At 73.0% G+C, this 21700-nt stretch carries 16 protein-coding genes, 4 tRNA genes and 1 other RNA gene; 10 read left to right on the plus strand and 11 right to left on the minus strand.

The window, feature by feature from the left end:
- Nucleotides 1-39: 39 nt before the first annotated feature.
- From ACFWP3_RS06470 to purS, 5 genes are all read right to left on the minus strand, one after another.
- Nucleotides 40-831 carry a sterol carrier family protein gene (locus ACFWP3_RS06470; RefSeq protein ID WP_384216787.1) on the minus strand — a complete coding sequence of 264 codons (792 nt, stop codon included), beginning with the start codon at nucleotides 829-831 and terminating at the stop codon, nucleotides 40-42.
- Nucleotides 832-840: 9 nt separating this feature from the next.
- Nucleotides 841-2076 (minus strand): hypothetical protein, encoded by a 1236-nt coding sequence (locus tag ACFWP3_RS06475; RefSeq protein WP_384216789.1) that lies wholly within the window; start codon nucleotides 2074-2076, stop codon nucleotides 841-843.
- 147 nt (nucleotides 2077-2223) lie between these two features.
- The gene (purL, locus tag ACFWP3_RS06480) at nucleotides 2224-4473 is read right to left on the minus strand and encodes a phosphoribosylformylglycinamidine synthase subunit PurL (protein WP_384216791.1); all 2250 of its coding nucleotides are present in this window, start codon (nucleotides 4471-4473) and stop codon (nucleotides 2224-2226) included.
- Complete coding sequence (gene purQ / locus ACFWP3_RS06485) at nucleotides 4470-5150, minus strand: phosphoribosylformylglycinamidine synthase subunit PurQ (protein ID WP_384216793.1); 681 nt, start codon at nucleotides 5148-5150, stop codon at nucleotides 4470-4472. The genes purL and purQ overlap by 4 nt, the downstream gene beginning before the upstream one ends.
- A gap of 2 nt (nucleotides 5151-5152) precedes the next feature.
- Nucleotides 5153-5398, minus strand: a complete 246-nt coding sequence (gene purS, locus ACFWP3_RS06490) for a phosphoribosylformylglycinamidine synthase subunit PurS (RefSeq protein WP_030009438.1) — start codon at nucleotides 5396-5398, stop codon at nucleotides 5153-5155.
- Nucleotides 5399-5724: 326 nt separating this feature from the next.
- Between purS and ACFWP3_RS06495 the strand changes: the two genes are divergently transcribed.
- The 8 genes from ACFWP3_RS06495 to ACFWP3_RS06530 all read left to right on the plus strand — a co-directional run bounded on the left by ACFWP3_RS06495 (nucleotide 5725) and on the right by ACFWP3_RS06530 (nucleotide 10181).
- Nucleotides 5725-6042, plus strand: a complete 318-nt coding sequence (locus tag ACFWP3_RS06495; protein WP_384216795.1) for an Lsr2 family protein — start codon at nucleotides 5725-5727, stop codon at nucleotides 6040-6042.
- A gap of 87 nt (nucleotides 6043-6129) precedes the next feature.
- Nucleotides 6130-6201: transfer RNA gene (locus ACFWP3_RS06500), tRNA-Gly, on the plus strand.
- 77 nt (nucleotides 6202-6278) lie between these two features.
- A tRNA-Gly gene (locus tag ACFWP3_RS06505) sits at nucleotides 6279-6354 on the plus strand.
- Between the two features lie 128 nt (nucleotides 6355-6482).
- A complete protein-coding gene (locus tag ACFWP3_RS06510; protein ID WP_384216797.1) occupies nucleotides 6483-7457 on the plus strand; it encodes an ABC transporter ATP-binding protein in 975 nt (324 codons plus the stop codon).
- Nucleotides 7454-8218, plus strand: coding sequence for an ABC transporter permease (locus ACFWP3_RS06515; protein ID WP_384216799.1), 765 nt, complete (start codon nucleotides 7454-7456; stop codon nucleotides 8216-8218). The genes ACFWP3_RS06510 and ACFWP3_RS06515 overlap by 4 nt, the downstream gene beginning before the upstream one ends.
- Nucleotides 8219-8240: 22 nt before the next feature.
- Nucleotides 8241-9476, plus strand: a complete 1236-nt coding sequence (locus tag ACFWP3_RS06520) for a sensor histidine kinase (RefSeq protein ID WP_384216800.1) — start codon at nucleotides 8241-8243, stop codon at nucleotides 9474-9476.
- Entirely contained in the window at nucleotides 9473-10084 is a 612-nt protein-coding gene (locus ACFWP3_RS06525; protein WP_384216802.1) for a DNA-binding response regulator, read from the plus strand. Before ACFWP3_RS06520 ends, ACFWP3_RS06525 begins: the two co-directional genes overlap by 4 nt.
- 24 nt (nucleotides 10085-10108) lie before the next feature.
- A tRNA-Gly gene (locus ACFWP3_RS06530) sits at nucleotides 10109-10181 on the plus strand.
- Nucleotides 10182-10228: 47 nt separating this feature from the next.
- Here the strand turns inward: ACFWP3_RS06530 and ACFWP3_RS06535 are convergent.
- The 6 genes from ACFWP3_RS06535 to ffs form a co-directional block, all read right to left on the minus strand.
- A complete protein-coding gene (locus tag ACFWP3_RS06535) occupies nucleotides 10229-11143 on the minus strand; it encodes a phosphoribosylaminoimidazolesuccinocarboxamide synthase (RefSeq protein ID WP_384216804.1) in 915 nt (304 codons plus the stop codon).
- A gap of 94 nt (nucleotides 11144-11237) precedes the next feature.
- A complete protein-coding gene (locus ACFWP3_RS06540) occupies nucleotides 11238-12719 on the minus strand; it encodes a N,N-dimethylformamidase beta subunit family domain-containing protein (RefSeq protein WP_384216806.1) in 1482 nt (493 codons plus the stop codon).
- A gap of 249 nt (nucleotides 12720-12968) precedes the next feature.
- On the minus strand, nucleotides 12969-14843 hold the full coding sequence (locus tag ACFWP3_RS06545; RefSeq protein WP_384216808.1) for a hypothetical protein: 1875 nt from the start codon (nucleotides 14841-14843) through the stop codon (nucleotides 12969-12971).
- A gap of 300 nt (nucleotides 14844-15143) precedes the next feature.
- A complete protein-coding gene (gene purD / locus ACFWP3_RS06550) occupies nucleotides 15144-16397 on the minus strand; it encodes a phosphoribosylamine--glycine ligase (RefSeq protein ID WP_384216810.1) in 1254 nt (417 codons plus the stop codon).
- A gap of 61 nt (nucleotides 16398-16458) precedes the next feature.
- Nucleotides 16459-18678, minus strand: coding sequence for a DNA polymerase III subunit gamma and tau (locus tag ACFWP3_RS06555; RefSeq protein WP_384216812.1), 2220 nt, complete (start codon nucleotides 18676-18678; stop codon nucleotides 16459-16461).
- 54 nt (nucleotides 18679-18732) lie between these two features.
- Nucleotides 18733-18831: signal recognition particle sRNA small type (ffs, locus tag ACFWP3_RS06560), an RNA gene on the minus strand.
- Nucleotides 18832-18938: 107 nt separating this feature from the next.
- Here ffs and ACFWP3_RS06565 point away from each other — a divergent pair.
- Together ACFWP3_RS06565 and ACFWP3_RS06570 are read left to right on the plus strand one after the other, a co-directional pair.
- Nucleotides 18939-19023: transfer RNA gene (locus ACFWP3_RS06565), tRNA-Ser, on the plus strand.
- A 230-nt stretch (nucleotides 19024-19253) separates the two neighbouring features.
- Complete coding sequence (locus tag ACFWP3_RS06570; protein WP_384216814.1) at nucleotides 19254-21683, plus strand: helicase C-terminal domain-containing protein; 2430 nt, start codon at nucleotides 19254-19256, stop codon at nucleotides 21681-21683.
- The last annotated feature ends 17 nt before the right edge of the window (nucleotides 21684-21700 follow it).

A 21700-nucleotide genomic window follows, 5' to 3' on the forward strand; every position in this document is an offset into this window, starting at 1 on the left:
ACGGAGCAGGCGCCCGGGCGGTTCCGCCCTGCTGGCGGCTCAGCCCATCAGGGGGAGCAGCGCGGACAGGTCGGCCCGCTCGCCGCTGGCCCTGACCTGCGCCGCGTCGAGGGCCGCGGCCCAGTCCGTACGGCCCGTCGCGAGCCGGATCCAGGTCAGCGGGTCGGTCTCCACCACGTTGGGCGGGGTGCCGCGGGTGTGGCGGGGGCCCTCGATGCACTGGACCACCGCGAAGGGCGGGATCCGCACCTCGACCGAACCGCCCGGCGCCTTGAGGGCGAGGGCGTCGGCGAGCAGCCGGGTGCAGGCGGCCAGGGCCTGGCGCTCGATGGGGATGTCCGCTCCGGCGGCCCGGTTCAGGTCGTCGGTGTGGACCACCAGCTCCACGGTCCGGGTGACCAGGAAGTCGGCGAGGGTCATGTCCCCGATCCACAGGTTCAGCACGCGGTCGCCGGTGTTGGCCTCCAGTCCCGCGGCCAGGCCGGCGGCCGCCCGGTCGAAGAGCTCGGGGAGCGGGGCTCCGGCGAGGGTCTCGCGGGCGGCCTCGGAGATCTTCCCGGCGAGGGAGGCGGTGGCGAAGGGCCACTCGACGGCGGTCAGCTCGGGGACGGCGGCGGGCGGCCGCGCGAGGCCGACGGCGAGCGAGTCCGCGATCCACGCGATGTGCGCGGCAAGGTCGGCGACGGTCCACGCGCCGAGCCCGCTGGGCCGCGCGAGCTGCTCGTCCCCCAACTCCCGCACGCCCCGGGAGACATGCCCGAACTGTGCGGTGACGGCCGTACGGATCTTGACGGGGTCGTAGGCGCGCGGCTTCTTCTTGGCGGGCGGCATGTCCCGACCCTACTCGGGCGGAGGCAGCACGAGCCCGGAGCATCCGCGGCGCGCGGCCGCGTCGGCGGCGTAGGCCTTGAACAGCTCGTCGAGGCGGGCGCCGAGCACCGTGTCGTACCGGAAGGCCACGATCATGCCGAGGACGGCGGGGCGGCCCTGGCAGGTGGCCGAGGCGTACAGGAAGCGGTACCCCCGTCCCGCCTGGCCGGCGGCGATCGCGGTGGCCTTCTTCCCGGCGCCGATTTCCGCCATGGTCCCGGCCGCGTCGTCGCCGAAGTGGGAGAAGGTCCGCAACCACCAGGGGTTGGTGAAGCGCTCGCCGGGGCCACCGTAGGCCACACCCTCCGCGAGGAGCCGGGCCTCCATGCCTTCGCGGGTCTCGGCGTCCAGGGCCAGCACGCAGGATTCGCTCCCGCCGTGCTCCGACACCGGCGCTCCGAGCGCCTTGTCGGGGAGCCGCTCCCGATCCTGACGGCCGCGCAGGAAGGCCGCGTACCAGGCACAGCTGCCGGTGCCCTGCTCGGCGGGGCCGAGGGCGCGGCCCTGCGCGGGCAGGGCGGCGGGCAGTTCGGGCGCGGTGGCGGCGCAGCCGGCGCGCCCGGCCGCCGTGACGGCCGCCGAGCGGGCCATCACTGCCAGGGCCTTGCGTTCCTTGTCGGTCGGGTCGCCGTACCCGGCGGTCGCGGAGGCCCGGAAGGCGGTCACCCCGGCGACGGGCTGCGCGCAGACGGCGGTCACCGAGACGGTCCGGGCGGAGTAGGTCCCGGCACGGCCGTCACCGAGGGGGGCGGGGAGCGGATCGGTCACCTCGTCGGTGACGTCCTCCTCCGCGGCCCGCGGGCTCCACGGGTTGAAAGGTTTGTCGTCGGTGTCGAGTACGTGCAACCCGTGCTGGGGCAGCGCGTGCACCTTCAGGCCGAAGTACGTGGTCCACCGGGTCTTGCCTTCGTCCTCGTACGAGGAGAGCAGGACGCATTCGTCCGGCAGTTGCCCCAGGTCCAGCTGCTTGCGGCTCGTGACCTCGCTCGGCATGAGCCAGTCCCGGCCCCCGTCCAGCAGCATCACCGCATCGGGGTCCACCAGGTCCGCGCACGCCTTGCCGATCGCGGTGCGGCTCTCCCCGCGGTGCTGCCAGGACTGGTAGGAGTCGTACAGGGACCAGCCGGCCAGGCCCACGCCGCCCAAAGCCGCGATGCACAGCAGCACATTGACCGCGTTGCGCCAGCGGCCCCGATCCGGCAGCACCCCACCCCTGTAAGGCCCCAGTGGCTCGAACATCCCCGACCCCCGCTTTTGCGAACGCGATGACCCGGCCGACCGTACCAACCTCCGCCGACAACGCGGAGGCCCCGCCCACACGATGGGCGGGGCCTCGTACGGCCGAGAACCGGATCAGGCCAGCAGGGCCGGGATCGTCTTCTCGTGGGCCTCGCGGAGTTCGGTCAGGGGGAGGGTGAACTCGCCCTGGATCTCGATCTCCTCGCCGTCCACCACGCCGATGCGCGCGACCGGCAGGCCCCGCGCGCCGCACATGTCCGTGAAGCGGAGCTCCTCGCTGCGCGGGACGGACACGATGGCCCGGCCCGCGGACTCGGAGAACAGGAAGGTGAAGGCGTCCAGGCCCTCCGGAACCACGATCCGCGCACCGTTGCCGCCGCGCAGGCAGGACTCGGTGAGCGCCTGGATCACGCCGCCGTCGGACAGGTCGTGCGCGGCGTCGATCATGCCGTCGCGCGAGGCGGAGATCAGGATCTCGCCCAGCAGCTTCTCGCGGCCCAGGTCCACCTTGGGCGGCATGCCGCCGAGGTGGTTGTGGACGACCTGGGACCAGGCCGAGCCGCCGAGCTCCTCGGCCGTGTCGCCCAGCAGGTACAGCAGCTGGCCGGCCTCCGAGAACGCCATCGGCGTACGGCGGTTGACGTCGTCGATCACACCGAGGACCGCCACGACAGGGGTCGGGTGGATCGCGATGTCACCGGTCTGGTTGTACAGCGAGACGTTGCCGCCGGTCACCGGGGTGCCCAGCTCCAGGCAGCCGTCGGCCAGGCCGCGGCAGGCCTCGGCGAACTGCCACATGACGTCCGGGTCCTCGGGGGAGCCGAAGTTCAGGCAGTCGGAGATCGCGAGCGGCTTCGCGCCGGTCGCGGCCACGTTGCGGTAGGACTCGGCCAGCGCCAGCTGCGCGCCCGTGTACGGGTCGAGCTTGGCGAAGCGGCCGTTGCCGTCGGTGGCCATGGCCACGCCGAGGTTGGACTCCTCGTCGATGCGGACCATGCCCGCGTCCTCGGGCTGCGAGAGCACCGTGTTGCCCTGGACGAAGCGGTCGTACTGGTCGGTGACCCACGACTTCGACGCCTGGTTCGGCGACGAGACCAGGGCCAGGACCTGTGCGCGCAGCTCGGCCGAAGTGGCCGGGCGGGGCAGCTTGTTCGCGTCGTCGGCCTGGAGGGCGTCCTGCCAGGAGGGGCGCGCGTACGGGCGGTTGTAGACGGGGCCCTCGTGGGCGACGGTGCCCGGGGGCACGTCCACGATCTGCTCGCCGTGCCAGAAGATCTCCAGGCGCTCGCCGTCGGTCACCTCACCGATGACGGTGGCGATGACGTCCCACTTCTCGCAGATCTCCATGAACCGGTCGACGTACTGCGGCTCGACGATCGCGCACATGCGCTCCTGCGACTCGCTCATGAGGATTTCCTCGGGCGAGAGGGTCGCGTCGCGCAGCGGGACGGTGTCCAGCTCGACGCGCATGCCGCCGGAGCCGGCGGAGGCGAGCTCGGAGGTCGCGCAGGAGAGCCCGGCGCCGCCGAGGTCCTGGATGCCCGCGACCAGCTTCTCCTTGAAGATCTCCAGGGTGCACTCGATGAGGAGCTTCTCCTGGAAGGGGTCGCCGACCTGGACGGCGGGGCGCTTGGTGGGTTTCGTATCGTCGAAGGTCTCGGACGCGAGGACCGAGACGCCGCCGATGCCGTCGCCGCCGGTGCGGGCGCCGTAGAGGATGACCTTGTTGCCGGGGCCGGAGGCCTTGGCGAGGTGGATGTCCTCGTGCTTCATCACGCCGATGCAGCCGGCGTTGACCAGCGGGTTGCCCTGGTAGCACGCGTCGAAGACGACCTCGCCGCCGATGTTCGGCAGGCCCAGGCAGTTGCCGTAGCCGCCGATGCCCGCGACGACGCCCGGCAGGACGCGCTTGGTGTCGGGGTGGTCGGCCGCGCCGAAGCGCAGCGGGTCCACGACGGCGACCGGGCGGGCGCCCATGGCCAGGATGTCGCGGACGATGCCGCCGATGCCGGTGGCCGCGCCCTGGTAGGGCTCGATGTAGGAGGGGTGGTTGTGCGACTCGACCTTGAAGGTGACCGCGTAGCCCTGGCCGACGTCGACGACGCCGGCGTTCTCGCCGATGCCGACGAGCATCGCGTCGTTCTTCGGGGCCTTCTTGCCGAACTGGGCGAGGTGCACCTTGCTGCTCTTGTACGAGCAGTGCTCGGACCACATGACGGAGTACATGGCGAGCTCGGCGCCCGTGGGGCGGCGGCCGAGGATCTCCCGGATGCGTGCGTACTCGTCCTCCTTGAGGCCGAGTTCCTTCCAGGGCTGCGCCGCGTCCGGGGTCTCGGTGGCGTTCTTGACCGTGTCGAGGCTCATGCGTTGACCAGCTTCTTCAGGACCGACGTGAAGAACGGGAGGCCGTCGGTGCGGCCCGTCCCGATCAGCGGCTCGACCGCGTGCTCGGGGTGCGGCATGAGGCCGACGACGTTGCCCGCGGCGTTGGTGATGCCGGCGATGTCGCGCAGCGAGCCGTTGGGGTTCAGGTCCACGTACCGGAAGGCCACGCGGCCTTCGGCCTCCAGTTCGTCGAGCGTGCGCTCGTCGGCGGTGTAGCGGCCGTCCATGTTCTTGAGCGGTACGGAGATCTCCTGGCCGGCGGTGTAGTCGCCGGTCCACGCGGTCTCCGCGTTCTCCACCCGCAGCTTCTGCTCGCGGCAGATGAAGTGCAGGTCGTTGTTGCGGAGCATCGCCCCCGGCAGCAGGTGGGCCTCGGTGAGGACCTGGAAGCCGTTGCAGATGCCGAGGACGGGCATGCCGGCCCGGGCCTGCTCGATGATGGTCTCCATCACCGGCGAGAACCGGGAGATGGCTCCGGCGCGCAGGTAGTCCCCGTAGGAGAAGCCGCCCGCGAGGACGACCGCGTCGACCTGGTGCAGGTCCTTGTCGCGGTGCCAGAGCGAGACCGGCTCGGCCCCCGCGAGGCGGACGGCGCGCAGCGAGTCACGGTCGTCGAGCGTTCCGGGGAACGTGACGACTCCGATGCGAGTGGTCACCGTCAGGCCTCGACCTTCACGGTGAAGTCTTCGATGACGGTGTTGGCGAGGAAGGTCTCGGCCATCTTGTGGATGCGGTCGAGGGCGGCCTGGTCGACCGGTCCCTCCACCTCGAGCTCGAAACGCTTCCCCTGGCGGACGTCCGCGATTCCCTCGAAGCCCAGGCGCGGCAGTGCACGCTGCACCGCCTGGCCCTGGGGGTCGAGGATCTCCGGCTTGAGCATGACGTCGACTACGACGCGTGCCATCGGGCACTCCCGTGTGTGGTTGGTGCGAAGGCGGTTCCCTCAGCGTACCCGGCCGAAATTTCTACGCGGGTAGATATCCCAGAGCGGTGATCACCAGGCCGTTTCGGCTTCACCAACGCTTCGCAAAATCCGACGGAAAACCACGCGCCCGGCATTGCGGCGGGACACGCGGAGAGAATTAACTGGGCTTCGCAATGCAATGGGAATCGGGGTACAAAGGAATCACCCGGGATTCCGGATGAATGATGCATTGCCCCGAAACATCCACACAGTCGACATCGCCCCACGTCAGCAGGGAGCGAGGTCGCACGAAGGGACCGATATCCGTGGCGCAGCGCGTAGTAGTCACGCTCTCCGACGACATCGATGGCGGAGAAGCGGCGGAAACGGTCGTGTTCGCTCTGGACGGAAAGTCGTACGAGATCGACCTCAATGTGGCCAACGCAAAGAAACTGCGGAAGGGCCTCGCGCCCTTCGTGGCCGCCGGCCGCCGCCAGTCGCGTTCGGGGAAGGCCTTCAAGCACACGTCCATCGCCCCCGACCCGGCGGTCGTCCGGGCCTGGGCCCGGTCCAACCAGTACGAGGTGCCGCCCCGCGGCCGCATCCCCAAGAAGATCTACGAGGCCTACAACGCGGCCCACTGAGAGCCGATTTGCCATCCACCCCCCTCCGTCGGCTAGTGTGTGGATCACGCCGAGGGGCCAGACCGCAGGTCAGAGCCCCGAAGTCGTGCGGGTGTAGTTCAGTAGCAGAACATCCTCCTTCCAGGAGGAAGGCGCAGTGTGCGATTCCTGTCACCCGCTCTGCATCGGTTTACCGACCACCACAGTGGATCAGGTAGAGTGATGCACGCACTGCTCGCAGTGCACGCAGTAAACCTGCGGACGTAGCTCAGTTGGTAGAGCACCACCTTGCCAAGGTGGATGTCGCGCGTTCGAGTCGCGTCGTCCGCTCCATAGGAGAAGGCCCCGGTCATTACGACCGGGGCCTTCTTCGTGTTTCTCTCCCGTGCCCTGACAAATGTCATCGGGGATCATGACAGCGCGCACTGCCCCGGCCCTCCCGGCGCCGCGAGGCTGGAGTCATGACTGACACCGTGATCGACGTCGAGGGGCTGCGCCGGGGCTACGCCGGCGGTTTCGAAGCCGTACGGGGCGTCTCCTTCTCCGTGGCCCGCGGCGAGGTCTTCGCCCTGCTCGGCACGAACGGCGCCGGCAAGACCTCCACCGTCGAGCTGCTGGAGGGACTGGACGCGCCGAGCGGCGGGCGGGTCCGCGTCTTCGGGCTCGATCCGTACGCCCGGCGGGCGGAGGTCCGCCCGCGGACCGGGGTGATGCTCCAGGAGGGCGGCTTCCCCTCGGACCTCTCGGTCACCGAGACCGTGCGGATGTGGGGCGGGGTCACCACCGGCGCCCGGCCCGCGGCGGAGGTGCTGGACCTGGTGGGCCTGGGCGCGCGTGCCTCCGTACGCGTCAAGCAGCTGTCCGGCGGTGAACGGCGGCGGCTCGACCTCGCGCTGGCCCTGCTGGGGCGGCCCGAGGTGCTGTTCCTGGACGAGCCGACCACCGGCATGGACCCCGAAGGGCGCCGGGACACCTGGGCACTGGTCCGGGAACTGCGGGACCGGGGGACCACTGTGGTGCTCACCACGCACTACCTGGAGGAGGCCGAGGAGCTCGCCGACCGGCTGGCGATCCTGCACGAGGGGGAGCTCGTCCTGTCCGGCACCCCGGCCGAGGTGACCGCCACCCGGCCCGCCCGGATCCGCTTCACGCTGCCCGACGGGGTGCCCGCCGCCCGGCTCCCGCTGTCGCTGCACGCGGCGGCCTACGGGCAGCGCGTGGAGATCCGTACCGGGCGGCTCCAGGAGTCCCTGACGGAACTGCTGCGCTGGGCCCACGACTCCGGAGTGTCGCTGGACCGGCTCGACGCCCGGTCCGGCTCGCTGGAAGAGGCCTTCCTGGACATCGCGCAGGGCCGCCGCGGCGGCGCGGGCGACACCGGGGACATCACCGAGCCGGCCGGTCCGGCCGACGCACTGACAGGAGCCGCCCGATGAGCACTCTGACCCTGAACCCCGGCCGGCTCACCGCGCTCGGCCGCAGCGAGCTCACCCTGCTCGTCCGCAACCGGGCGGCCCTGAGCGTGGCCCTGCTGATGCCGGTGCTGATGGTCTTCGTACTGCGCTCCACGCTGGACGGGGCCCAGGGCGCCGCGGCCGTCGGCGAGGCCACGCTGACCGGCGGGATCGGCATGGTGCTGCTGCTCGTCGTCTACATGAACCTGGTCTCCGCCTTCGTGGCCCGGCGCGAGGAGCTCGTACTGAAGCGGCTGCGCACCGGCGAGGCGAGCGACCTGGAGATCCTGGGCGGGACCGCGCTGCCGTCCGCCGTCCTCGCAGTCGGCCAGATCACCGTCCTCGCGGTCGCCGGGGCGGCCGCCCTGGACGTGCGGATGCCGCTGAACCCGCTGCTGCTCCTCGCGGCGGTGCTCGCCGGGATCGTGCTGCTCGCCGGGATGTCCGCGCTGACCAGTGCCGTCACCCGCACCGTGGAGAGCGCGGGCCTGACCACGCTGCCGCTGTTCCTGCTGACCGCGCTCGGCTCCGGGCTCTTCGTACCGCTGGACCGGCTGCCCGGCCCCGCGGCCTCGGTCTGCGAACTGCTGCCGCTCAGCGGGGTGATGACCCTGGTGCGGGCCGGCTGGAGCGGCGGCACGGACGCCGCAGGCCTGCTGGGGGCGGCGCTCACCACGCTGGCCTGGGTCGTGATCACGGTGTTTGCTGTGCAGAGGTGGTTCCGCTGGGAACCGCGCCGCTAGAGGAGCCGGGGGGACGGGAACCGTGTCGAAGCTGACGGGGTGGTGGAAGAACCGCAGCAGTGCGGAGAAGGTCGAGCTGTACACGCGCTGGTCGTGCCATCTCTTCGTCCTCCTCGAGATCTTCTCGTTCGGGATGATTCCGGTGGCCGTCGAGGCCCCGGAGCGGCCCCTGGTGGCCCTGGCGCTCTTCCTGCTGGTGGGCGTGCACGCGGTGCTGTGCGGATTCGTGTACTCGCGGGCGATGGACTGGGTGGTCGGCCGGCGCGAGCGCCCGGTCCGGCTCGCGGTCACCGTCGCGGCCGTGACGGCCGTCTTCGTGGTGACCGTGCTCGTCCTGCGCCGGTACGGGGCGCTCTCCGACCCGGCGGTGGCCCCGCAGCTGGTCGTGGGGATGGCCGGCTTCGGGAGCGGGGCCCTGGTGATGTGCCTGCCCTCGGTGCGGCAGATGCGGTACGTCGGCCCCGCGTGCTCGGGCGGCACGGGACTGGTGGTCCTGGCCCTCGGACTGTCCGCCGGGGAGGCCCTCGGCTACGTGGTCGGCGTGCTGATCACCAGCCTCTTCTTCTCGCTGGCCTGCGGGTTCACCAACTGGCTGCTCAAGACCGTCTGGGAGCTGGACCGCTCCCGCGAGGCCCAGTCGCGGCTGGCGGTCGCGGAGGAGCGGCTGCGCTTCGGCCGGGACCTGCACGACGTGATGGGCCGCAATCTGGCGGTGATCGCGCTCAAGAGCGAGCTGGCGGTCCAGCTGGCACGGCGCGAACGCCCGGAGGCGGTGGACCAGATGATCGAGGTGCAGCGCATCGCCCAGGAGTCCCAGCGAGAGGTGCGGGACGTCGTGCGCGGCTACCGGGAGGCCGACCTGTCGGTGGAGCTGGAGGGCGCGCGCGGGGTGCTGAGCGCGGCCGGAATGGACTGCCGGGTCGATTTCGCGGCCGGCCGGGCGCTGCCCGCCGAGGTGCAGTCGGCGCTCGGCTGGGTGGTGCGCGAGGCGACCACGAACGTGCTGCGGCACGGGGACGCGCAGCACTGCCTGATACGGCTGACCGCGCCGGAGGCCGGGGCCGTGACCCTGGTGGTCGAGAACGACGGGGCGCCCGAGTGTCCCGCCGGGCCGCCCGGCTCGGGGCTCGCCGGGCTGCGCGAGCGGCTCGCGGCGCTGGACGGGACCCTGCAGGCGGGGCTGGTGGCCGGAGGGCGCTTCCGGCTGTGCGCCGAGATCCCGAGTGCCCATGTGCAAGGACTGGAGGTGCGGGCGTGAGCCCCGTACGCGTACTGCTCGCCGACGACGAGCATCTGATCCGCGGGGCGCTGGCCGCGCTGCTGGCGCTGGAGGACGACCTGCTGGTGGTCGCCGAGGCCGCGTCGGGGCCGGAGGCCCTGGCGATGGCGCGGGCACACCGGCCGGACGTGGCGGTGTTGGACCTCCAGATGCCGGGGGCGGACGGTGTGAGTGTCGCCACATCGCTGCGGGCCGAACTCCCGGACTGCAAGGCCATGATCGTGACCAGCCACGGCCGTCCCGGGCACCTGAAGCGGGCCCTCGCGGCGGGGGTGCGGGCCTTCGCTCCGAAGACCGTGTCGGCGCAGCGGCTGGCCGAGCTGATCCGGACCGTGCACGCCGGAGGGCGTTATGTGGACCCGGAGTTGGCGGCCGACGCGATCAGCGCGGGGGACTCTCCGCTGACCGCCCGGGAGGCGGAGGTGCTGGAGTTCGCGGCGGACGGGGCGCCCGTCGCGGAGATCGCGGAGCGGGCCCGGCTCTCGCAGGGGACCGTACGGAACTACCTGTCGTCGGCGGCGATGAAGCTGGGTGCCGAGAACCGTCACACGGCAGTGCGTCTCGCACGCGAGCGAGGTTGGGTATAGTAGTTCTCGCGTTACGGCGCACCTGCGGACATAGCTCAGTTGGTAGAGCACCACCTTGCCAAGGTGGATGTCGCGCGTTCGAGTCGCGTTGTCCGCTCAGAACGAAGAAGCCCCCGGTCCTGCGACCGGGGGCTTCTTCGCGTCTCAGGCCCCGCTCTGCCAGGTCAGGCCGGTGAGCCGCTCGTAGGCCTCGACGTACTTGGCGCGGGTCTGCTCGACGACCTCCTGCGGGAGGGCCGGCGGCGGGAGTTCGCCCTTCGGGTCCCAGCCGGAGGCCGGGGAGGCCAGCCAGTCGCGGACGTACTGCTTGTCGAAGGAGGGCTGGGCGCGGCCCGGCTCCCACAGGTCGGCCGGCCAGAAGCGGGAGGAGTCCGGGGTCAGCACCTCGTCGGCGGCGACCAGCGTGCCGTCCTTCGGGTCGAAGCCGAACTCGAACTTGGTGTCCGCCAGGATGATCCCGCGCTCGCGGGCGATGTCGCGGGCCCGGCCGTACACGGCGAGGGTCGTCTGGCGCAGCAGCGCCGCCGTCTCGGGGCCCGCAGTGCGCGCGACCTCCTCGTACGAGACGTTCTCGTCGTGCTCGCCGACCGCCGCCTTGGCCGCCGGGGTGAAGATCGGGGCGGGCAGCTCGGAGCCGTCCACGAGGCCTTCGGGGAGGGCCAGCCCGCAGACCGTGCGGGTCTGCCGGTACTCGGCGAGGCCGGAGCCGGTGAGGTAGCCGCGGGCCACGCACTCGACGGGGACCATGTCGAGGTTGCGGCAGATCAGCGTGCGGCCGGCCCAGTCGGCGGGGGCGCCGGCGGGCAGGTCGGTGGAGATGACGTGGTTCGGGACGAGGTCCGCGAGCTGGTCGAACCACCACAGGGAGAGCTGCGTGAGGACGCGGCCCTTGTCCGGGATCTCGGTGGGCAGCACCCAGTCGAAGGCGGACATGCGGTCGCTGGCGACCATGACGAGGCGGTCGTCCTCGTCGCGGTAGAGGTCGCGCACCTTGCCGGTGTGGAGGTGGACGAGGCCGGGAACCTCAACCGGCTCGGGCTTTTCGACGAATCCGGACACGGGGTCTCCCTGTGGGTCTGTACAAGCGCAAACCCATTCTCCCGTACGGGCCCGCCCTCCCGGGCAGGCGGGGTGCCGTGCGCGTCCCGGGATCTCAGTCCCGCTTGCAGATCCGGTCGAGGAGGTTGGCGGTGGCGCGCTGGACGCGCTCGTCGACGTGGCCGGGGCGGTCGAGCGCCGGGGACCAGGCGAAGGTGCCGGACGCGAAGACCAGGGCGCCGCTGGGCGCCCGGTAGAGCGAGGTCTCCTGGTGGCGGCGGTGGTTCTCGCTGTCGAGGTACGGGGAGTGCGCGAGCAGGATGCGCTCCTGGTGCGCGGGGAGCTGGGTGCGCGGGAAGTACCGGTCGGCCTCGCCCGCGACCAGGCCGGGCAGTTCGTCGTTCTCCCCCGCCCCGGTGGAGTCCCACAGCCAGTGCGTGGCGTTGCGCACGATGAGGGGCGCGGGCTCGGGGACGCGTCCCGCGTACTGGATGCCGAGCAGCTGCTGCTCCGGGCGGTCGACCTCGCGCCAGAGGCTGGGGCGGCCCGGGCCGCGGCGTTTTCGGCAGGTCAAGAGCCTGTCCTCGACTCCGGAGGGGGAGGGGCCGAGCTCGACCTGCCAGTACATGGTGTTGGCGGAGAGGAAGACGAGGGAGGTGCCGTGGTCGCGGGCGCGCTCGACGGTGCGGCGCATGGGCGCGGACCAGTACTCGTCGTGGCCGGGGAAGACCAGGCCGCGGTAGCGGGTGGGGTCGACGCGGCCGGCGTGCAGGTCGCGGGTGTCGGCGTAGGCGAGGTCGTAGCCGTAGCGCTCGGCCCAGCGGATGAAGTCGTAGGCGTGGCCGACGTGCAGGGGCAGGCCGGCGCCCGCGTAGGGGCGGTCGAAGGAGACGGTGTGGGCCGCGTCCTGCTCGCCGAGCAGCCGGCCGTCCTCGTCCCAGGCGTGGTAGAGGCTGGCGCCGGTCCGGCCGTCCTCCGGGTAGAGGTTGTAGGCCTGCCAGGTGATGTCGGGGAGCAGGAGCAGGAGGTCGGCGGGGTGGTCGTCGCGGACCGTGAAGGGGATGTGGGAGCGGTAGCCGTCGGCGGTGGTGAGGACGGCCACGTAGGCGCCGATGCTCCAGTACGAGGGGACCTGGAGGCGCCAGGACAGCCACCAGTGGTGGCAGGAGACGGTGCGGTCGGCGGCGAGGGGGGCCGGCTGGACGATGCCGGACAGGCGCGGGCTGGTGGTGATCTTGGAGGCGCCGTCGCCGCCGTAGTGGCCGATGCGGTAGACGTCGACGGAGAACTGCTGGGGCGGGTCGACCGTGATGTGGAAGTCGATCGCCTCGCCGGGGGCCACGGCGCCGGTGGAGGCGAAGCCCTTGATCTGGCGGTGCACGTCGTCGGCCGTACGGGGGCCGCCGGTGCCGCCGCGGCCGCGCGGGAGCTGGCCGGGGGCGAGGGCCGGGTCCACGTACCAGGGGACGACCTGGCCGGTGTCGTCGAAGTAGAGCTCGCTGCCCCGGAACCAGGGCAGGGGGCCCTGTCCGAAGGGGTCGTTCACCGCGTGCGCGAGCGCACCTGACTCCCAACGCCGGATCTGGTCCGCACCCATAACCGCTCCCCTCCCTCGCTCCCCCGAACGGGCAATGCATCGAGCCGGTCCCAGCACATCACATAACGCACGCAGTCCGTCACCGTTCGTCGCGAATTGACGTGATCGGAACATAGGGATCCGGTTGTGCGTGCGATCCGTAGCCCGTCCGTGAGGCGTCCGGGAGCTGCCTGGTGGTGCCTCCTGTGGCGCGTCCGGTGGGCGTCCGTCGGCGTGTCTGGTGGGCCTTCGGGGTGTGCCTCGGGGCCGTCAGACGAGGCGGACGGGCTTCTCGGGGCGGACGCCGAGGTCCGCGAGCCAGTCGCGCAGGGGCTCCGGGTCACCGTCCTCGACCAGGCACAGCACGCGGGGCGCGAGGTCGGAGCGGCGGTCGCCGCCGACGAGCAGGACCGGGCCGTCGAGCCAGTCCAGGCCCGGTGCGGCCCCGGCGGAGTCGACGGCCGCGCAGCACACCATGGCCGTGACGTGGTCGGCCAGCAGGTCCCGGCCGCTGCGCGGGGGCTGGAGCGGGAACAGCGGTACGGCGTCCGCACCGCGGGCCTTGCCGGTGTCCGCGCCCGAGCCGGCGGCGCGCTCCTCGCGGGCCAGGTCGCCGCTGAGCCGTCCGGCCAGGGCCTCCCCGGCCGCGCCCGCGCCGGCGGGGTCGGTGAGGTAGCCCAGCACCCGCTCCAGCGTGGGACCGGCGAAGCCGTCCACGGCGGCGGGGGCGGGGGGCGGTGTCGGGGGCGGCGCGGCGGCGGACGCGGAGGCCGCGGGGGCGGGTGCGGAGGGCGGTGCGGAGGCCGCGGAAGCCGGTGCGGAGGCCGCGGAAGCCGGTGCGGAGGCCGGTGCGGAGGCCGCGGAGGCCGGTGCGGCGGGCTCCGCGGGGGCGGGTGCGGAGGCCGCGGGGGCCGGTGCGGAGGCCGCGGGGGCCGGTGCGGCGGGCGGCGGCGCGACGGGGGACGCGAGGGGTGGCGCGGCCACCGCGGTCAGGGCGTCCAGCGCCGTGTGCAGGCGGGCCGCTTCCGTACGCCACTTTCGGTCCACGACCTCCTCCGGATAGGCCGCCCAGTCCACCGGGGACCACTCCGGGCCGGTCTCGGCCGGACCGCCGTGGAAGAGCCGCGCGGCCAGCAGCGAGGCGGCCTCGTCGATCGCGCCGGGCTGTTCCAGCAGGTCGCAGGCGGGGCGCTCGCCGAGGCGCGAGGTGAACCCGTCGGCCAGCCGGTCGCGCCGGGACAGCTCGGTCAGCGCGGAGACCACCCCGGCGTCGAGGTGCGCCGGCCAGCGGCCCATCCGCCAGGCGGGCAGCGCGACCCGGGTCAGCAGCCGGTCCCAGCCCGCGTAGGCCAGGCCGACCTGCTCCTGGGCGACGATGCGCAGACCGTAGTCCACACCCTGTGCACGGTCCGAGGCGGCCGCGGCCACGCCGCGCTCCATCTCGGCGGCGTCCACCCGGCACAGCCGCAGCAGCAGCCGGGCGGGGGCGGCGATCCAGCCGAGGCCCCGCCGGCCGCCCACGTCCACGGCGGCGTCCAGACCCCGTACGAAGCCGCGCGCGTCGGCTATGTCCGGGTGCGCCGAAGGGCCCGTACCGGCGACGACCGGGGCGAGGACGGCGCGCAGCTCGGCGACCCGCATCCACCACAGGAACGGCGAGCCGATGACCAGCACCGGGGCGGCACCGGGCTCGGACTCCGGCCCGGCGGATATGCCGCCGCGGCGGTGCGCCGCGTGGGTGCGGTCCTCCAGCCAGCTGTCGCAGTCCGGGGTGAGGGCTATCGCGGAGGGCGCCGGTACGTTCATGCGGTCGGCGAGGTCCCGCACCAGCCGGTACAGATCGGGGGCGGCGGCCTCGGACAGCGGCACCGTCGGCGTCACGGCCGGGCTCGCCCGCAGGACCACCGCGCCGAAGACCCCGCCGACGAGCAGCACCAGCACGGCGACCACGCAGACGGCGAGGGTCACCGCGGGCCAGGGGTCACCGGCGAGCCGACCCGTCATCCGGGCGGCCACCAGCACCACCGCGAGGGCGGCGGGCAGCAGCCCGACGGCCAGGGCCCTGCTGCGCACGCGCAGCACGGCCAAGGCGCGGGAACGCGCGGACGGCACGCCCACTTCCACGATCGAACCGGTTCCGGACACGGCCGGACCTCACCCCCTCTGCGCTGCGGCGGCTTTGCTCACTCCCCCACTGTGACACCCGCCACTGACATCGCAATGCCGGTGGGCCAAGTGCCGGAACGAGTGCCGGAATGCTTGCGCCGCACCCTAGTTGGGGCGCGCCCGGGCGTCAGGCGGACCGGGGGACGATCACCCGATGGAATGGCTTTGGGCAAAGGTGGGTGCGTTCGAACGCGGCCGGATGCAGTCGCACGCGAACGCGCCCGCGGGCCCGGGCGCACCTCGTGCGCACCGGGCCCGCGGGGTTCGCTCTGCCGCAGCTCAGGGGCGTTCGGCCGCCTTGGCCGCGATGTCCGTACGGTGCTGCGAGCCGTCCAGCCGGATCCGTGCGACGGCCTTATACGCCTTGTCGCGGGCCTGTGCCAGATCAGAACCGGTCGCCGTCACCGAGAGCACACGGCCCCCCGCGCTGACCACCGAGTCGCCCTCGCGCCGGGTCCCGGCGTGCAGCACGTACGCGTCGGGGGCGTCCTGCGCCGCGACCTCGTCCAGGCCCTCGATCACGTCGCCCGTGCGCGGGGTCTCGGGGTAGTTGTGCGAGGCGACGACCACCGTGACGGCCGCGTCCTCGCTCCAGCGGAGCCCGGGCTGGGCGTCCAGGGTGCCCTTGGCGGCGTTCAGCAGCACGCCCGCGAGGGGGGTGCGCAGCCGGGCCAGGACCACCTGGGTCTCGGGGTCGCCGAAGCGGGCGTTGAACTCGATGACCCGGGTGCCGCGGCCGGTGATGGCCAGGCCCGCGTACAGCAGTCCGGAGAAGGGGGTTCCGCGGCGGCGGAGCTCGTCGACGGTCGGCTGGAGGACAAGCTCCATGACCTCCTCGACCAGCTTGGGGTCGGCCCACGGCAGCGGGGAGTAGGCGCCCATGCCGCCGGTGTTGGGGCCCTCGTCGCCGTCCAGCGCCCGCTTGAAGTCCTGGGCGGGCTGGAGCGGGAGGACGGTGACGCCGTCGGTGATGGCGAAGAGGGAGACCTCCGGGCCGTCGAGGTACTCCTCGATGACCACGCGGTCGCAGGCGAGCGCGTGGGCGCGGGCGGCGGCGAGGTCGTCGGTGACCACGACGCCCTTGCCGGCGGCGAGGCCGTCGTCCTTGACGACGTACGGGGCGCCGAAGGCGTCGAGGGCCTCGTCCACCTCTTCCGGGGTGGTGCAGACGTAGCTGCGCGCGGTCGGGACCCCGGCCGCGGCCATCACGTCCTTGGCGAAGGCCTTGGAGCCCTCCAGCTGCGCCGCCTCGCCGGACGGGCCGAAGACGGGGATGCCGGCGGCGCGCACGGCGTCGGCGACTCCGGCGACCAGCGGGGCCTCCGGGCCGACGACGACCAGGCCGGCGCCGAGTTCGGTGGCGAGAGCGGTGACGGCGGCGCCGTCGAGGGCGTCGACCGGGCGGAGCTCGGCCACCTCGGAGATGCCGGCGTTGCCGGGAGCGCAGTACAGCGCGGAGACGTCGGGGTCGAGGGACAGAGAGCGGCACAGGGCATGTTCGCGGGCGCCGCCGCCGATGACGAGGACCTTCACGCTGCTCAGCCTAGCCCGGACGGCGCAGCCGGATTCGTGCGGCCACCCCAATCAGGCGGGGCTACTCATTCGTGTATTCCTCCACAACGGTGGCTCCGAGCTCGCGCACGATCAGGTCGTGTCCGGTCAGGGCGCTCTCGACGAGGTCGGGATCGTCGTCCTCGGCGAAGTCGTCCTCGGGGGCGACCGGCGGGGGCGCCTGCTGTACGGGGGGCTGCGGGGCGGGAGCCGACTGCTGGGGCTGCTGGGGCTGCTGCTGCGGCTGGTTCTGCGGGGCGGGAGCGGACGGGGCCGGCGCCTGGGGCGCGGGCGGGGGGCTGTAGGCCGGCGGGTTGTAGGCCGGGGCGGGGGCTGCCGGGGCTCCGTACGAGGGGCCGGACTGGAGCGGGGCCGGGGCTGCGCCGGCCACCACGGCGTCGATCTTCCAGTTGACCTGGAACTGCTCGGCCAGCACGGCCTTGAGCACGTCCTCGCTGCCGCTGCTCGCGAAGTTGTCGCGGGCTCCGGGGTTGGGGAAGCCCAGCTGGAGGGTGGTCCCGTCGAAGCCGGTGACCTGGGCGTTCTGGCTGAGCAGGATCCAGGTGAAGCGGCGGCGGTTCTTGACGGCCTCCAGGACGCCGGGCCACATCGCCTGGACCTGCCCGGCGCCGGCGGCCATGCCGGGCGAGGGCGCCGGGGCGGCCGGGGCCGCGGGGGTCTGGGCCTGGGCGGCGGGCGCGGGGGCTGCGGGCGCGGGAGCCGGGACCCCCTGGCCCGGGGCGGCCGCGCTGGGCCAGGCACCGGGGGCGGAGGCGGGTGCGGCCGCGGGCCGGGCTCCGGGGGCACCGCTGCCGGGCTGCGCTGCTCCGGGCCATGCCCCGGGGGCCGGTGCGGCGGCCGGGGCGGGGGCGGCGGGGGCGGGCGCGGCCTGGACCGGTGCCTCCGGCTGCGCGGCGGCCCGTACCGGCTCGGGAGCCTGCACCGGCGCGGGGGCCGGGACGGGCGGCGGGGCCTGTACGGCTGCGGCGGCACGCGTCGCGGCGACGCCGCCGCCCGGACCCGCCGGCGCCATGGGGTGCGCCTCCGGCCCGGGCACGTAGCCCATGGCGGGTGCGACGGGAGCGGGCGCGAAGGCGGCGGCCGCCCCGCTGCGCTCCAGCCGGTCGAGCCGGGCCTGGAAGGACCGCTCGTCGTCGAAGGCGGCGGGCAGCAGCACGCGGGCGCAGATCAGCTCCAGCTGGAGCCGCGGCGAGGTCGCGCCGCGCATCTCGGTGAGCCCGGTGTTGACGAGATCGGCGGCGCGCGACAGCTCGGCGGCCCCGAACACGGACGCCTGCGCCTGCATCCGCTCCACGACATCGGCGGGGGCGTCGATCAGCCCCTTCTCCCCGGCGTCGGGCACGGCGGCCAGGATGACCAGGTCGCGCAGCCGCTCGAGCAGGTCGGCGACGAACCGGCGCGGGTCGTTCCCGCCCTCGACCACCCGGTCCACGACCTCGAAGGCGGCGGCCCCGTCACCGGCGGCGAAGGCGTCGATGACCGAGTCGAGCAGCGACCCCTCGGTGTACCCGAGCAGCGAGGTCGCCATGGCATACGTCACACCGTCATCGCCCGCACCGGCGAGCAGCTGGTCCATGACGGACATCGAGTCACGCACGGACCCGGCGCCGGCGCGCACGACGAGCGGCAGCACGCCGTCCTCGACCGAGGCGCCCTCGCGGCCGCAGACCTCGCCCAGGTACTCGCGCAGGGTGCCGGGCGGCACGAGCCGGAAGGGGTAGTGGTGCGTCCGGGACCGGATGGTCCCGATGACCTTCTCGGGCTCCGTCGTCGCGAAGATGAACTTGAGGTGCTCCGGCGGCTCCTCGACCACCTTCAGCAGGGCGTTGAAGCCCGCCGAGGTGACCATGTGGGCCTCGTCGATGATGTAGATCTTGTACCGGCTCGACGCGGGCCCGAAGAAGGCCTTCTCGCGCAGGTCGCGGGCATCGTCCACACCACCGTGCGAGGCGGCGTCGATCTCGATCACGTCGATGGACCCCGGCCCGTTCCTGGCCAGGTCACGACAGGACTGGCACTCCCCGCACGGGGTGGGAGTGGGACCCTGCTCACAGTTCAGGCAGCGGGCGAGGATGCGCGCGCTGGTCGTCTTTCCACAGCCGCGCGGCCCGCTGAACAGGTACGCGTGGTTGACCCGGTTGTTCCGCAGGGCCTGCATCAGCGGGACAGTGACATGCTCCTGCCCGATGACCTCGGCGAACGACTCGGGGCGATAGCGGCGGTACAGCGCAAGGGACGACACGTCTACGAGGTTATCCGGGCCCACCGACAACGGCGGCCCACTAGGCCCCCCGGAACGCAAAGCGCCCCCCACGCACCCGCCAGAGCCCACTTACCCTTGCTGCCTTCCGGCCCTGGGGGAGTTGGGTGAGATAGCGCCACGTGAGGGGCTGACCCCACCCTAGCGGATGTTCGCCCCCGGAATCGAGCCCGCCCCCGGCCCCGCCCTCCGCGAACGATCACGTTCGCGAGCACCCCTCAACGTCTTGTATTGTTTGCGGCGGAGGATTCGCCTAGTGGCCTAGGGCGCACGCTTGGAAAGCGTGTTGGGGGCAACCCCTCACGAGTTCGAATCTCGTATCCTCCGCAGTCGCCTGACCAGGCGAAACGAAGACCCCGGACCGCTCCAGCGGCCGGGGTCTTCGGCATGCTCCGGTTGCAGTTCTGTTGAGGCGGCTCACAAGCCGTCAACGCCCGCCAAGGGGGTACCTGCCCTCATACGGCACCCGCGGCTCACGGGGATACGCCATCCTTGAACCGGCGCCGGGGCTCCGGCCCCGCTGCGACGGTCCCTGGTCCGACGAGGTGCACTCCCGTATGAAGTCCCGATCAACACTGGCGGCCTGGCTGGGCAGCCTCGACGACTCTCGTCTGGCACGCGTGCTCGGGACGCGGAAGGACGCCGTGTCCCCTCCGGAGCCGCGGTCGGTGGGCGAACTGGCGGACCGTCTTCAGCGCCCGGGGTCGGTGGCACTGGTCCTGCCGCGGCTCGCGCTGCCGCATCTCCAGGTCGCCGAAGCGTTGGCGGCGCTGCGTGCGCCCGCGCCGCGCGATGCCCTGGCAGATCTGCTGGGAGTTGCGGACGACGGCACCACCCGCGAACTGGAGGCCGTGCTGGAGGCTTTGGCCGATCAGGCTCTGGTCTGGCCGGACGGCGCGGGGAAGCTCCGCATGGCCGGCCCGCTGAGGCAGGCATGGGACGCGCCACTGGGTCTGGATGCCCCGCTGGAGGAACTGCTCGCGGGCACGACCTCCGACGAACTGCGCGGCATGCTGGCGGCACTGGCCGTCAAGCCGCCGGGCAGCAAGTCGCAGCGGCTGGCCGCCCTGGTGGAACATCACAGCGACCCGGAGCGGATTGTCTCCGCGGTCGCCAAGGCCCCTGCGGCGACCCGGAAGCTGCTCGAAGGCCGAGCGGGGGCTGGGCCGGCGAGGCCCGCGCGGTTCATCATGTTCGGGAGTCCGGGCCCCGATCTCGAACCGGGGGCTCGATGGGCACTGGAACGCGGACTCCTGATCCATGACCGCCACCGCTACGGCCCGGCCCGTATGCCTGCCGAGGTGGCGGTCGCGCTGCGCGGGCCCGGCTGGCACGCGCCGTTCCAACCCGTCCCGCCTTCCGCGCGATCGGTGTCCGTCACCCCGGTGGAGGTGGACCGCGAGGCGTCGGCCGCGGCCGCGGCGTTCGCCACCCACGCCGCCTCGGTCCTGTCGGCCTGCTCAAAGACCGCGCCGGCCCGGCTGAAGTCGGGCGGAATCGGTGCGCGTGAACTGGCCCGGATCGGCAAGGCGGCCCAGGCCGACGACGCCGTCGTACGCCTCACCCTGGAGACCGCGTATGCCGCCGGGCTGCTGGCCCGGGACGGCGATCGCGTGGCCCCCACCGAGGCCTACGACGCCTGGGCGGAACAGGAACCCCCGGAGCAGTTCGCCGTACTGCTCCAGGCATGGCGGAACCTGCCGCTCACCCCCACCCGGGCGCGGGACGAGGACAACAAGGCGCTCGCCGCACTCGCCGGCGCACCGCCCTGCAACGGCTGTGTGCAGGCCCGTCACGGGCTGCTGGCCGCAGCGGCGCGGCTCCCGGCAGGGCAGGGCCTGCGTGTCGCGTCGGATCTGGGGCCGCTGATCGCCTGGGACCGCCCCCTCGCCGACTCGTCGTCGGACGGACCGCCGTTCGCCACCGTGATCCGCGAGGCCGAACTCCTCGGCGTACTCGCGCGAGGCGCCCTGTCCGCCATGGGCATCCACCTCCGGACCGGCGACGCGGAGGGGCTGGGAATCGAGTGCCGACGGCTGCTGCCCTCGGCCACCGCGACGGCCCGGATCGGCGCCGACCTCACCGCCGTCGTCTCCGGCACACCGTCCGCGCGGCTGGCCGCACTCCTGGACTCCGTCGCGGACCGGGAGACCAGCGGCACGGCGTCGGTGTGGCGGTTCAGTGCCGGCAGCGTCCGCCGGGCTCTGGACGCCGGCCGTACCCACGAGGACATCACAGTCGACCTGGCCGCTGTCGCCGCCGGGCCACTGCCACAGCCGCTGTCGTACCTGATCGCCGACACCGCACGAGGCCACGGGCGGGTACGCATCGCCCCCGCCGCCTGCGTCCTCCACGGCCACGAGCCCGCACTCCTCGCCGAACTCGCTGCCCACCGCAGGCTCGCCAAGCTCGGACTACGACAGCTGGCGCCGACGGTGCTGATCAGCCGCAGCCCGCTCGACACGACACTCGCCGCGCTCCGGGCCGAGGGATACGCCCCCGTCGCCGAAACCGCCGAGGGCACGGTACGCATCGAAAAGGCCGGGCCTCGGCGTGCCGCCGCTGCCGTTCCGGCTCCGCGCGACTCCAGGGCCAGGGGCGGCGGCCGGATCGTCACGAGCACGGCGAAGGAACCCGCGGCCTTCGACCCGAGCAACTTGGCGATGCGGCTGCTGGCGGCTCCGCCCGCTCCCGAACCGGCGCCACTCGACGGCGGAGCGCCCTTCGCCACGGACACCGAGGAGATCGTCGCGGGATGGGCGAAACGCCTTCCGTACAGCGACGTCCGCCAGCTCGCTCATGCCATCGATGCCGGTCAGGCCATCAAGGTCGAGTACGTCGCAACCTCGGGCAGCCGGACCGTGCGCACCCTCAGCCGCCTCCAACTCGATCCGCCCTACCTCGAAGCCTGGTGCCACCTTCGGAACGCCGAGCGCGTTTTCACCCTCTCCCGCATCCACAGCGTGATGAGCGTCGCACCTGAATGAGAGGATGGTATCGACAG

Source organism: Streptomyces sp. NPDC058525 (assembly GCF_042719495.1).
In the GTDB taxonomy this organism is placed as follows: domain Bacteria; phylum Actinomycetota; class Actinomycetes; order Streptomycetales; family Streptomycetaceae; genus Streptomyces.